Annotated in this window: 3 protein-coding genes; all 3 read left to right on the forward strand. The window is 61.5% G+C overall.

Annotated features, from left to right (window positions below):
* Window positions 1-1,027: 1,027 nt before the first annotated feature.
* Window positions 1,028-9,160, forward strand: coding sequence for a hypothetical protein (locus VHE12_00075; protein HVZ79174.1), 8,133 nt, complete (start codon window positions 1,028-1,030; stop codon window positions 9,158-9,160).
* Window positions 9,161-9,274: 114 nt separating this feature from the next.
* The gene (locus VHE12_00080) at window positions 9,275-9,727 is read left to right on the forward strand and encodes a gamma-glutamylcyclotransferase (GenBank protein ID HVZ79175.1); all 453 of its coding nucleotides are present in this window, start codon (window positions 9,275-9,277) and stop codon (window positions 9,725-9,727) included.
* 260 nt (window positions 9,728-9,987) lie between these two features.
* Window positions 9,988-15,093, forward strand: a 5,106-nt coding sequence (locus tag VHE12_00085; GenBank protein ID HVZ79176.1) for a hypothetical protein, incomplete at its 3' end; no start/stop codon positions are given.

Below are 15,093 nucleotides of genomic sequence, written 5' to 3' on the forward strand. Positions count from 1 at the left end.
TCCGGATCAATTAAATCCTTTGATTGAAAATGCCCCCCAAGACGCTGGGGCAACAATAATGGAATATGATTCTTCGAACATTCAGTATTGTTCCCCTGGTAGTGAAAATATTAATTTTTCATCAGCGTCTTTTTGTGCAAGTGGTCCATATGTTTTTCCGCCTGTTTTTAATACGACGGGTTTTTTTACAAAAGGGAGTGCTGATTCAGGAAACTCAGCCTTCCCTTTTTACCAACCCTATATTCGTCAAAGCCCGAATGATGAATCTGGCGTAGACGCTTCAAATTGTGACATCCAAGTAAGCGGGCAAGGGAATGGTTTATCAGAATTAGGAGCAATGAATATTTCGGCACGAAGTCTTCCGGCAACGCAAATACTGACGCATTATTTTCATTCAATGCCACCAATCGTTGTGGGCGTAAACATTGTTCAAGGCGGTGTTGTAGCTAGTGACAATCCGGAAGATCCACGCGATTCATCGACGGTGATTGAAGGTGGAACCACAATTTATTCGGCATCTTGGCAGAATAATGGAACAACAAGAAATATCTTGAAGCCGATAAACCAATTCGCCTCCGAGACAAGGGATTTACAATTTTTTATTAGATTTAGCGAAGAATTAAAATTTAATAGCATCAATGTCCTCCTAAAAAGCGCTACCAATTCTTCGGGGATAAATGTTCAGGCTTTATCTTCTTTTTATGGAAATAATCAAAAAGGAGCTAATAATCCGCCTCATTCCTGGTATGGACAGGTTTATGCCTCTGATTTACAAACTTTAGGATCGGGTTCTGTAACGTTATTTATTCAAGCTGAACACCGCTATGTGAGCGGTGGTGTTCTGGATAGCGATCCTTCCGACGTTTCTTTTTATTTCGATGGGAATTCAAATTATGACCAACTTAACCGGCCCTACCAACCGGGGATTGATACGAAACACTTTTTTCTTTTGGGTTTTTCTCGCGCGTTTGTCCAAGCAGTAACGATCAGCCAGCAATCAACGCCAATATACAAAGCGGCTTGGCCCTTGGCCCCGCCCCCGACCCCCACGATAGTTCTGGATACGCCGACCCCTTATCCCGTGACGATATTGGCCGCTGGGCCCGCCGTTACGCCGGTGCAGCCCGCTTTGGCGGGGCTTCCGGTCCACATCGACATCCATTTCAACAAACCGATGAACCAAACGGCCGTTCCCACCGTGATCGCCACTTTCGCGGACGGGGCCAGCAAGGTGTTGAAAACACCGGGGACATGGTCCAGTGACCAACAAACCTATAGCCTCGATACGGATAGTCAATTCATCCAGTTGTCCGAGGCCAAGACCCCGTCGGCGGGAGGGAAGTTCACCCTCCAGATCAGCGGGGCCATCGACGGCCAGCATTCCCTGAACAGCAAGGATGGCGGGATCATGGATGCCGACCCAAGGACCATCGCTTATTTGGACGCCTCCAAGGAAGTCCATGGTCTTGAGAGGGGCGCGGACCATTATCACGCTGTTTCGATCGCCACCCTTTCGCCCACGCCAACGGCGACCCCGAAGGACAGTCCCACGGATACCCCCACACCCCTGGCCCCGACGCAGGTTCCGAGCCCGATCACGAACGTTCCGGCCGGGCTTTTGATCCAGCCAAGCGTTCGCAGCGAGCTCGTTAATCATTATGAAAAGGACGGGGCCGGCGGGATCTATTGGTGCGGAACGGACGGCAAAACCCCGGCCAGGTCTTATTTGGCCCATTGGGATATCCGATCGGAGCAATCATCCTTCGCCTTGCTGGGCTTGTACCAGACCTCCTCCCCGAACCTTTTTGACGTGTCCCCGAATGGACGGGCCGCAGTCGCCGAGCTCGCCAAGATCCAGTTCCAGTCCCAGGAATTATTTTCGGCCATTTTGGACCTGGTCGACGGGCTCACGGTCCACGGAACCTCTTTTCCGGCCGAGCCTCAAACTTCCACTTTCATCAATTCCCTGGCTTTTGATCGGACCGGTAACCTCTACCTGGTCATCGATAAGATCATGCCCAATGGTTCGAGCGTTGGAACGGGAACGAACACCATCGATTATCTGGTCACCCAGTTCACGAACGGATCGTCCAGCAGCGTCAGCCTGGCGCAAAACGCAACCGTTAACCGTGATCCCCAATGGGATGTGAGTCTCCGTTATTCGGACGGAACGACCCAAATTTTAGCGGCCGCCCCGGCCCCTCGGGAGGATTGGCGGATGGCCCTGTTGGAGGGCTTGGGCAGGCTTTTGGGGCCGGAACGGGCCTGGGCGGATGAGTCGAACTTCCTCCAAGGCGTCGACCCGGCGCTTTGGGTCGACACGGGGGACGGCCGTGTCTATGTCCTCTCCACCGATGGGTCGACCATCTATGGTTATGACACGGCCGGGCATCCCCTTTGCCAGCTTTCGATCAAATTGGGCGCCAATGATCCCTTTATGGGGAACGTCCTTTCCTTTAAACCGACCGGAGGGCCGGGAGGGACCCTGGTTTCGGTGGATGGCCAAGGGAACGCGCGTTTCGCGGGGATCCCCATGCCCCCGGGGTTCACCCCGCAACCGACCGCTACCCCGACCTCCACCTCCAGCCCCACCTTCACTTGGACCCCGACCTTTTCCCCAAGCCCCACGGTCACGGACACTCCCACGGCGACCAATGAGAACGGTTATACCTCGACCTTCACCCCCACGGATTCCCCGACCCTCACGGACATTCCTTCGGACACCCCGGTCCTTTCCCTGACCTCCACGCCCTCCGATACGCCGAGCGGGGATGCTTATGGGTCCTGGCTCCAAGCCGGTGATTCGGCGGGTTTCGGGCAGCGGGCCCATCACGCGGCCCTGTTCTTCAATAATAAGCAATGGGTGATCGGAGGGCTTCATTTTGACAGCCCTTCCAACGACGTTTGGTCGTCCACGGATGGGAAAGATTGGACGAAGGCGACGACCGCCGGGTTCACGCCAAGAGAGGACTTCGGGGCCGTGGTGTTCAACAACGCCCTGTGGGTGGCGGGCGGCGGGGCCTCGGGATCGCTGCGCCCCGCGGACATTTGGTATTCCGGGGACGGGATCCAGTGGGTGAAGGCGGTCCCGAACGCCCCCTGGGGACCCCGGGATGGTTTTTCGTTGACGGTATGGAACGGCCAAATGTGGCTGGTGGGAGGGCGCGGGTCGGGGAATTTCCTGAACGACGTTTGGACATCCCCGGATGGTTTCCAATGGACGCGGGTCACGGCCAACGCGGACTTTTCGCCGAGGGATCTCCACCAAACCATCGTGGCCGGGGGCAGGCTTTGGGTGATGGGCGGCGAGGAGCTGGACGGCGGCAACCTTTACCTTTTGAGCGATGTTTGGAGCACGTCCGATGGGACCCATTGGGAGCAGGCGACGGACGGGGCCTCGTGGTCCCCAAGGGACGCGTTCATGGCGGGCGTGGATCCGTCCAGCGGGGAAATGGTGGTCTTGGGAGGGGAAGGGGCCGACGGGTCGGGGAATTCCCTGGCCCTGAACGACATTTATCATTCCGCGGACGGCATTCAATGGACCGCGTCGACCTACTCGGCCCCGTTCCAACCCCGGGCCTCGGCCGGGCTGGTATCGGACGGGTCCAGGCTATGGGTCACGGGCGGGGACCCTCTGACGATCCGAAAGGGTGATGTCAACAATGGCACCATCACCAGCGACCTATTGCGGGACGTTTGGTATTCCAATATCCAGGGGGCTCCCACCTTCACCCCCACCTGGACCCCCACCCCCGACGGCAATGGACAGTGGGTCTTGGCCAACGGGATGGCGCCGTTCATCCCGAGGTCCGGGGCCGCCTTGGCGGAGTTCAGCCCCTCCTCCGGAACCTGGGCCGGCCAGGACAGGCTTTGGCTTGTCGGGGGAACGAATTCCGATATCGGCCCCCTGGGCGACGTCTGGAGCAGTCGGGACGGGGTGAATTGGGACTTGTCGACGGACGACACGCCTTTCGATGAACAGACGGGATTGGCCTGCGCGGACTTTAATGGAAGGCTTTGGGCGTTCAACGTGATCGACTGGGAGACGGGGAAGTCCAAGGTCTGGGCGACGGACGATGGATCGGATTGGGAACCAACTTCCGTGGACGACCTTCCGGTGGACCGGGTCTTCCCCTTGAATGGAAGGCTCTATGCCCTAAAGGGCTCACAGGTCAGTTCCTCGAACGATGGTTCCCATTGGTCCCCGGCGGGCGCCATACCCCCGGCGCTTTGCAACACGGTCGGTTATGCGGGGGTCGTCTTTGGGAGCGAATTGTGGATATTGGGGGGCCAATGTTTCGCCACGGATTGGCCGAATCCCCTGAATGGGATCTATCGTTCGGCCGATGGGGCCCATTGGACCGAGGTGTCGGCCGGGAACATGCCCCTGACCCTTTCCCAGGATGGATATCAAGCCGTGAGCTTCGGGGGGACCATGTACCTGGTCGGCGGTGGACCGGTCCAGGACCAATGGTCCACTTCGGACGGGATCCATTGGCGGTCGTCGACGGACCGGACACCTTTCAGCCCGCGCGGTGGATTTTCACTGGCGGCGTTCAACGGACGGATGTGGGTCATCGGGGGTCAGGATTCCACAGGGACGACCTTGGGGGATGTCTGGGCTGCGCCCATGTCCGGTTTTACGCCGGTCCCGACCGATACCGAACAGCCTCCCACGTCCACTTGGACGGTCACCCCGACCCCGACCTTTACGCCCACCCCCAGTCCCACTTGGACCCCCACCCCCACCCCGGGTGGGATCACCGGCCTGAACTGGTTCCGGCCGGCCCAGGGAACGGCCTTCACCGAACGGTCGTCCCATTCCTCGGTCGTTCTGAACGGGCGCCTATGGGTCCTCGCTGGTCAAAGCGCGTTGGGCGGGTATTTGGGGGACATTTGGAATTCCGTGGACGGTTCCCAGTGGAATCTCTCCACGCCCCAGGCCCCTTTTGGACCCCGTTGGGGGCAAGCCGGCGTGGTCTTCGATCCCACCACGGGTTCGGGAACGGACGGGAAACTGTGGGTCATCGGCGGGTGGACCAGTCAAGGGGTCACCCATGACGTGTGGAGTTCCGCGGACGGGGTCAACTGGACGCGAGCCACCTCCTCCGCCCCGTTCAGTGCAAGGGCTTTCCATCAAGCGTTGGTGTTCAATGGACAACTTTGGGTCCTCGGAGGAGAGGACGCCTCCAACAATTTCTTCGGGGACGTTTGGGCCACCTCCGATGGCGTGAATTGGCAGGCCATGCCCGCCGCGGCCTTCGGTCCCAGGGCTTCCCACCAAGCGGTGGTCTTCGACGCGGGTGCGGGCCCCCAGATCTGGGTCTTCGGGGGGTCCACCAAGGTCCAAGTGTCCGGCGGTTTCCGGAACGAGGACCTGAACGACATTTGGACCTCAACCGACGGCCTCCAATGGACCCGGGTCCTGGCCCAGGCCCCCTTTGATATGCGCACCGGTTTCACGGTGGCGGCGGCCGACGGGCGGCTTTGGGTGACCGGTGGACGCGGCGAAGATGGCGCCTTGAACAATGACGTTTGGTACTCATGCGACGGCGCCCATTGGTCCAAGGAAACCGAACATGCCGGTTTCAGCCCGAGGCAAGGAGCTTCCGCCCTCGTCTTTAACAATGGCCTATGGATATTGGGAGGGCTGGACAATGGGGGAGGGCAAAGCGGCTCCTTCAACGGTGAAGGTTGGTATTCCCCGATCGGGGACCCGCCCGCCTGTATCGTCAAGGCTCCGACGCAAACCCCAACCCCGACCCCCGGGTTTTATGCCCAGTGGAACGAAGCGACCTCCAACGCCGGTTTCCAACCTCGGGCGGCCCAAGCCGCGGTCGTTTTCGATCCGGCCACGGGTTCGGGACAGTCGGGCCGGATGTGGATCCTGGGAGGGGGGGATGACAACCGTTTCTACAATGATGTTTGGTCTTCCCCAGATGGGATCACCTGGTCCTCGGAGACGGCCCAGGCGCCTTGGAACCCCCGGATCGATCATGGGGCGGTCGTCTATGACGGGAAGATATGGGTGGTCGGCGGCCAGAACCTGGACGATAGCCTTAACGGGGATGTTTGGTGCTCATCCGACGGGGTTTCTTGGGTCCAGGCGACTTCTTCGGCGCCTTTTGGGCCGCGGACCGGCCTTTCCCTTTTTGCCTATGACGCGGGACAAGGCCCGCGCCTTTGGGTCGCGGGGGGCCTGGACGGGAACGATAATGCCTTGGACGACCTTTGGAGCTCCGCGGATGGGATCGATTGGGAACAGGTGTCCTCGGGTTCCTTCACGGCCCGGACCTACCAAGCCGGCGTTTCCTTCAAAGGGCGCCTTTGGTTGGCCGATGGCGTCCTGCAGGATGGAAGCCTGGCCGCCGACGCCTGGCAGTCCTCCGCCGACGGCATGAATTGGACAAGGCGCCAGCCCCAACCTGTCCTGCCCACCCGGCAGGACCCCGCTGGGACGGTTTTTGACGGCCGATTATTCCTCTCGGGCGGCACCGGGGGGGACGGGGACCCGCTGGGTGATGTTTGGTACACCCCTGACGGGACCACCTGGAACATTTCGAACAACGCGGCGGCCTTCGGCCCCCGGTCGGACCACTCCAGTCTTGTCCTAAATAACCGGCTATGGGTCCTGGCGGGTTGGGATGGGAACCGGTACCACAATGATGTGTGGTATGCCGAAAGCCTTTCCCCTTATACCCCCACGCCCACCATCACGCCGACGCCGACGGACAGGCCAACGCCCGACCTGACCCCGCCTCCGGCCTTGGATTGCCCGGTTTCACTGGCCATATCCGTCGGGGGTCCGGAGGCCGTCGGCGTCGATGGACGAGGCTTCATTTATGTGGCGGAATCGGACCACGGGCGGGTGGATGTCTTCGATCCGGCGGGTGAACCCGTGACCCAATTGGGGGGAAGTGGGACCCCGGCAGGACCCATCGACGGATACGGCGTGGCGGTGGACGGGCAAGGTAGAGTTTTTGTGACCGACAACAGCCGGAACAGGGTCGATATCTTCAATCCCGGCGGTCAGTTCGCTTACTCCTTTGGGACGACGGGGTCCGGACAAGGACAGATGGAAGGCCCGGCCGGAATAACCATCGGCGCGAATGGACCGGTTTATGTTGCGGACAACGGGAACCGCCGGGTGGATATCTTTGATCTTTCAGGGGGCTATTTAGGGCAGGTGGGTTTCGGGGACCTTTCCGGGCCCGTTGGGGTTGGTCTTGACGGGGCTGGAAATTTATATGTAAGCGACGCGAACCTATCGGCCGTTTTCGTGTTCAATTCCCAGGGCGGTCTGATCCGTCAATGGCCGGTGAATGGCGGCCTGTTCAACGCCAATTTCCTTGCCGTGGACCAGACCGCTGGTTTGGTCTACGTCTCCGATGGGGCCGGTAACATCGGCGTTTTCGGCCTTGATGGAACGATCTTAGGGATCGAACAAGTGCCAAATTCGAACGATACGGAAGGGTTGGCTGTGGTGAATGGAGGTTGGTTCGAGGCGGATAGCGACACCAACACCGTTTACCGGTTCCAGCCGTGCATGTCGAACGGACAGGCCCTGGGAGGCACTCCGACAGCCTCGACGTCCATGACCTTTACCCCCACCGGGACCCCAAGTCCCTCGCCCACGAACAGCCCGACTTGGACGGCCAGCCCCACCCCCTCGGATACCCCTACGGACACGGCGACGGATTCGATGACGGCGACACCGTCCCGTACCGCTTCGCCTACACCAACCGCCACCTCCAGTTCGACGGACAGCCCCACGGAGACACCGACGGATTCCCCGACGGATACGGACACTTGGACGCCCTCTTTCACCGCCACGCATACGCCCACCTGGACGGCCACGGGTACACCGACCGCGACGGCTTCCGACAGCCCCACTTGGACGGCCACATGGACCCCGACGGATTCGCCGACGGATTCGATGACGGCAACGCCGTCCCGTACCGCTTCGCCTACACCAACCGCCACCCCCACGGATACGGCCAGCCAGACGTCAACCCGCACCGCGACGGCTTCGCCGACGCTGACGGTTACCTATAGTCCCACGGCCAGCCGGACCGGGACCCCTACGGATACTCCCACGCAGACTAAAACCCCCACGCCCACCCTCACCCGGACCAAGACGCCGACCCCCACCCGAACCAACAGTCCCACCGCGACCCCGACCCCGCTTTTGGTCTGTGTGGGGACCCTGTCCAACCCGAAGCTCGACCTACAAGTCAGTTGTTTCCAGCGGGACAGCCAGCAGGAGCGTCTGCACACGAGGATCACCAACTACGGCACTTCCCCCGTGACCCTGGGGAACCTCTCGGTCAAGATGTGGGTGAATGAATCCCAATTGGTCAACATGGGACAATGGGTCCAGTTGGGCCAGATCTGCAACGCCAACGGGTCGGGGTGCGTGAACGTGAACAACACCGGGTTTTCCGTCTCGGCGGGATGGCTTTCGTCCCCCTGCACGGTGGACGGGACCCACAAGGCCAACCAGGTGGCGATCTTCGCGGCCGAGGGCAATACGCAGTCCATCCCGCCCAACGGCGGTTATTGGGATGGCGGCTATGACCTGGGGATCGGGCGGAACAACCCCTTCATGGACGACGATTGGGCCGATGATTACAGCAAGACCTCGTCCTGCCCCGGGGGCCTGGTGGAGGACAGCCATTTCGCCCTTTATTACAACGGAGTCCTGCTCCAGGAATGGTCTAATAGTTCCACCCAGGACGCCCATACGGGTGGCGAACCCTGCTGCGGTGACGGGGGCGCGCATCCGAGCCTGGTGCGGCTGGGGAATCCGGGCGCGGGGACGCCGGTCGATCGAGCGACGGGAACGCCAACCCCCGTCAGGGAAGAAGGAATGGTCCGTTCTTGCCTGGCAGCGCCCAGCGTCTCCCGAGGCGGTCAACCCATCCGGTTCCGGGTGGATCTGGGAAACACTTCCCGTCTTCATCTGACCATCCTGGCCATCACCGGGGAGACCGTTCGTCAGATCCAGGCGCAGGGAAACCAAGGGGAGAATTCATTGGATTGGGACCTACGGAACGACCAGGGCGGCACCGTGGCCAGCGGTCTTTATCTGTACTACTTGGAAATGGATAATGGCCCGGCGAATGAGATCCATTCGGGAAAATTAGCGGTCATCCGTTAAACCCAACCCGCCTGGGAGCCTTATCCTCGTTTGATTTTGGGCCCCTTTTTAGTAAGATACCCCCTCGCCAAGGCTATATATAAGAAGGAATTCCGCAAGAACCTGGAGGAATCCATGTCCTACTACTCGACCCCCTACGTGTTCGTTTACGACGTCTTCTTGAAGGACGCCGTCAAACACGTGAAGATCGCCCCTTACGTGAAAACCTGGTCCCAGGCCTCCATGCCCGGCAAGCTCTACCAGCTCCCGACGGGCCTGCCCATCGTGGTCGAAGAGGACCCCAACTCCAAGGTCTACGGCGAAGTGATGACCTTCGACGCCATGGACGAGGTCATGCGGATCATCGAATCCCAGGAGGGCTTCCGCGAGGAAGACCCCCAGAACAGCCGCCTTTTGCGGGAGATCCGCGAAGTGACCCTGATCCCCTCGGGCGAGAAGGTGAACGCCCTGGTCTTCCTGTTCCCCAAGGAAAAGTTCAACGCCAAGGACATGTACGCCGTCCACGCCCACGGCGGCGACTGGCGCAAGTTCGTGATGATGCCCCGCTTCGACGGCTATCAGCACTGATCAACAAGAATTCACAATTAAGAATTCTGAATTTTGAATGACGGAAGGCCCGGTCCCCGGGCCTTTTTCTTTTAAAACCCGAATAAATCACGCCCCGCCAAGCCGTCGAAAACCTGTCCGCCCCCTTTCCGAACATGATGGTAGAATTAGCGTTAAACGTCCTGAGGGCGTTCGCCTTATTCCGGGTCAAATAAGGGTTCTTTTTGTATCGAGCAACACCACTCAAATCCATTTCGGGTCAACCGGTCAAGCGTGTCCTTATGGGGGCCGCGCTGTCCCTTCTATTCCTATTGGGGGCCGGGACCGCCCAGGCCCAGACCTTTTACGGGAACCAATCCATGGTTTCCGCGGCGAGCAACTTTCCCGTCACCAGCGCCGGCGTCACCTTCGACGCCCGTTTCACCATGCCTTCCCCCACCCGCAACCTTTCAAGCGTCCAGTTCGCGGGTTCCCTGGTGGGGACCAGCCCCACCTACCAGATCATCGTCTATCAGGACGACGGCACGGCCAACCACTTTCACAGCGCCACCCAAGCCGGTATCGGGATCAACACGCCTTTCTCGGGCAGTTATTATTCCGGCCAGCCCAAGTTCAATTTTGGTTCCCCCTTCACCCTGACCGCCGGCCAGATCTATCACATCGTGGTCAACTACCTGACGGGAACCGTCGACGCCGCCGATTATTTCGCCCCCGGTTATTCCACGCCGAACTTCCAATACATCCCCGCCACCCAGGCCTTGGACCCCTATTTCAACGCCCTGAGCTATAGCGGCGGCGCCTGGACCACCATCGGAGGATCCCCCGCCTTCATCCTGGGTTTCACGGACGGCTCCGTTTACGGGGACCCTTGGGATACCTATAACCTGCCCAATGCCTATGGGAGCGGCGTGACCGCCAACTACGCCGGCGAGGTCTTCCAGGTGAGCGCGGGGGATGTCTACACCAGCCAGGTGGGGGTCTGGGCCTTCAAGACCGGGAGCCCCGCGGACAACCTTTACTTCACGCTGGAGGACCAGACCATGGGTGTGACCCTTTCCCAGGGGATCTTCGCCCAAGCGGCCTCGGTCCCCGGGACGGCCGCATGGGTCACGGGCAACTTCAACGGCACCCTGCGCCTCCAGAACGGCCATACCTTCCGCCTTTGGTTCAGCTCGCCCGGGGCCAACGCCACCAATTATTATTCTTTCCCGGGCGGGGCCACGACCTCCGCGCCCGCGTCCTTGAGCTACGATTCCGCCAATTCCTACCTGACCAATTCGGGTTCTGGCGGTGGTTTTTGGACGGGCCCTTCGGCGTCGGACATGGGCTTCCGCTTCAACGTGGTCGCGGCCCCCACGGCGACCCCCACCCCCTTGTCCAATCCCTTCTTCGGCAACCAGAGCTTGGGCCAGCCGGTCCAGACCGCCTTCCCGCTGAATTCCGCCGCCAAACGCTTCGACTACCGCTTCACCCTGCGGGGTTCCCGGACGGTCAAGACCCTCTATATCCCCGGGTTGGCCACGGGAAGCCCCGTGACCTATACGGTGGGCCTGCAGCAGGACGACGGGACGGGCAAGCCGAACGGGACCTGGATCTCCTATAACAATGTCGGGCTGGGGAACAACTTCACCAACAACACCGTCCCCATCCCGCCGGCGCCCCTGGTGGACGGGACGGTCTATCACCTGGTCATCCAGTGGTCCACCATCGGGCTCACCCCCGGGACCAGCTTCTTCTCCCCTGGTTACGGGGACATCCACTACAACTACGTCCCGGTCGATCAATTCCAGGACCCCCAACTGAACGTGCTCTCGGACAGCGGCGGCGGCTGGACGGTGGGGATCAGCGCCCTCAACAAGACGCCCTTCTTCGTGGTGGGAGATCTTTTGGGGAACACCTACGGGGTGCCCTTCGACACCTATGGGGTCGGCTACATCAACGGGAACGGCACCCTGCCGACCACCGACGACAATTCGGTCGCCGAACAGTTCCGGGTCACCGCGCCCACCCCGATCCAGGTGGACAAGGTGGGGGTCTGGGCCTCCTGGAACGGCACCCAACCGGCGGACAACCTCTATTACCGGCTGGAAGACCTGACCCAGGGGGTCACCCTGGACCAGGGCCTGCTGGCCAAGCCTTCGGGCTATTCCACCACCTCGACCTGGATCGAGACCAAGCTCGCCTTCCCCGTCATCCTGCTCCCCACGGACAATTACCGGGTCTCCTTCCGGAGCCCGGGTTCATCGAGCAACGGCTGGCTCATCACCCTATCGGCCATGACCATCGGGGCGGTCCTGAACTCCAGCTTCGACGGGACCAATTCCTACTATCAATTCACCTCCACCGGGGACACGGGTTTCCTGTCCTCCAGCGGTTACGACGTGAACTTCCGGTTCCAGCTCAACACCTCGCCCACCCCCACCCCGACCCTGACCCCCACCATCACCCCCACGCCCCAGCCGGGGGTGGGGACGAGTTGGAGCCAGGACAGCTCGGGGCCCTTCTTCAACGCCCATTTCATGCACAGCTCGGTCGAGTTCCCCTTCCTGGGGTCGCCCGCCATCTGGGTGATCGGCGGTCAATCCAGCGGGGGGGTGACCAACGACACCTGGTATTCCCTCAACGGGCTCGCCTGGACCCTGGCCAACGCCAACTGCGCCTTCCCCGCCCGCTCCAACCAGACCAGCGTTGTGTTCCAGGGGAAGATGTGGGTGATCGGCGGCTACAACGGTTCGAGCTACCTGAACGACGTGTGGAATTCCCCCAATGGGATCACCTGGAACCAGGTCACCCAGGTGACGCCCTTCACGATCCGGGGTTACCACGCCAGCGTGGTCTACAACAACCGCATCTGGGTGATCGGGGGGGCCGGCGGCTCCAACCTGAACGACGTCTGGTGCTCCAGCGACGGGGCCAACTGGACCCAGGTGACCGCGGCGGCGGCCTGGACGGCGCGCAACGCGCCCGCGGTGTCGGTCTTCGACGCCGGGACCGGCCCCCGGATGTGGCTGACCGGCGGTTTCAACGGGACGGCCGCCCTGAACGACGTCTGGTCCAGTTCCGACGGGGCCAACTGGATCCAGGCCACGGCCAACGCCGCCTTCCCGGCCCGCTATGCCCATGCCAGCCTGGTCTATAACCACCAATTGTGGGTCCTGGGCGGGTACGGGGGAACTTACCTCACGGACGTCTGGTCCAGTCCGGACGGGGTGAACTGGAACCAAGCCACGTCCAACGCCTTCACGCCCCGGGCCTACCACACCGGCCTGGTCTTCAACAACACGATGTGGGCCGTCGGCGGGTCCAACGGGTCGCCGGTCAGTGAGGTCTGGTATTCGCCCTCGCCCCCGCCCATCTCCTGGTTCTATAACAGCTATGTTTATCAAAGCGGCGGTTCCAGCAACGCGGGCATTTGGCAGACCGTGAACAACACCGCGGAGACCACCGACGCGGTCACCCTCAGTTATTCGGGGGGGTCGATCCCGCTTCCTTACAATTCGACCGTGAACATCGGCGGCGTCGATTACGCCAAGTACTCGAACCTGGTCAATTTCCCCTACACACCGGGCCAGGCCTATACCATCACCAGCATCACATCCCAGGGGACCGCCGTGGGCTACGGGACCGCCCCGGGAGGGTTCAGCTACGCGGCGGATGGGACCGGCGTGACCTGGACCAATAATGGCAACGTCAGTTCATCCATCCAGGTCCTGGACCCGGGCAGCACCTCGGTCTTCACGAACAACGGGAGCGGTATCTCGCCCGTCGCCATTCCCGGGTCCACCTATACCGGTTACGGGGTCTACACGATCAACTCCACCGTCACGAGCAAGGGGACCTTGACGGCGAACCTGGACGCCGCCTCCCAACTGCTGGTCTACCAGATCGACAGCCATCCCTATAATTACGCGGCCCCCACCGGCACCCCCACCTCCACAGGGACCTCGACCGCCACCTTCACGATCACCAATACCCCCAGCTCGACCCCCAGCCATACGCCGAGCGCAACGCCCAGCCCTACAGCGACGAACACGGCCACGGCGACCCCGACCCAAACAGCCACCCCCCAACCGCCTACCCTCCAGTTCTCCACGGCGTCCGGGAACCCCTCGGGTGGGTCCGTGGCGCCCCCCCAGACCGACCTGCCGGTCCTTGAGTTCAAGATCGCGGAAACGACGGGGAACCAGGGGGCAACGGTGGCCGCGGTCAACATCTGGGCCACCGGGACAGGGAACGATGGAACGGCCAATATCGCGTTGCTCAAGCTTTGGCGCGATAACGGGGACGGCGTTTTCAATTCCCTGACCGACTCGCAGGTGGGTTCGGTCCGGACTTATTCGGGGGACGATGGGGTGGCCAATTTCCCAATGGGAGAATTCATCCCCGCGTCCGGGGCGGTCAGCTATTTCATCACCTACAACTTCACCGCCGGAGCGGTCCCGGGAAGCTATCAGGCTTCGATCCAGGCGACGGGCGATGTGACGGCCAATGGCAGCCAAACGGGGGACATCGCGAGCCTGTCGGGAAGCTTCCCTGTCGCCGGCGGGGTCTTCACGATCCAGGCTCCGACACCGACGAACACACCCACGAACACCCCGACCACGACGCCCTCCCTCACCGCCACGGCTTCCCCAACGCCCACCGCCACCTCGACGGCCACGAACAGCGCTACGGACACCCCGACGGCGACTTCGACCGCCACGAACACGGCCACTTCCACCGCCACGAACACCGCTACCTCGACGGCGACGGACACGGCCACGAATACCGCCACTGCCACGGCCACCCGGACGCCCACGGATACGGCCACGAACAGCGCTACGGCCACCGCCACGAACACCGCCACCTCGACGGCGACGGACACGGCCACGAATACCGCCACCGCCACGGCCACCCGGACGCCCACGGATACGGCCACGAACAGCGCTACGGATACCGCCACGAAAACGGCCACCTTCACCCCCTCGAGCACCTACACCCATACGCCGATCTTCACCAGTACGCCCACTTCCACGCCCAGCCGTACGGGCACGAACACCGCCACCCATACTCCGACGGATTCAGTGACGGCAACGCCGTCCTTCACCGCTACGGCTTCCTCGACGTCCTCACCTACCTCGACGGCGACGAACAGCGCGACCTCCACCGCCACGAATACCGGAACGGCCTCCGCGACCCATACCGCTACCTCGACGGCTACCGACACGGCCACGCCGACGTCTTCCCGCACCCCCACCCACACGGGCACGGCGACGGATTCGATGACGGCTACGCCGTCCTTCACCGCTTCGGCTTCGCCTACGCCGACGGCCACTTCGACCGCGACGAACACGGCCACGAATACCGCCACCCGGACGGCGACCCGAACGGCCACGAACACGGCGACG

Source organism: bacterium, assembly GCA_035549195.1.
In the GTDB taxonomy this organism is placed as follows: Bacteria; Oederibacteriota; Muellerivitia; order Muellerivitales; family Muellerivitaceae; genus DASZRK01.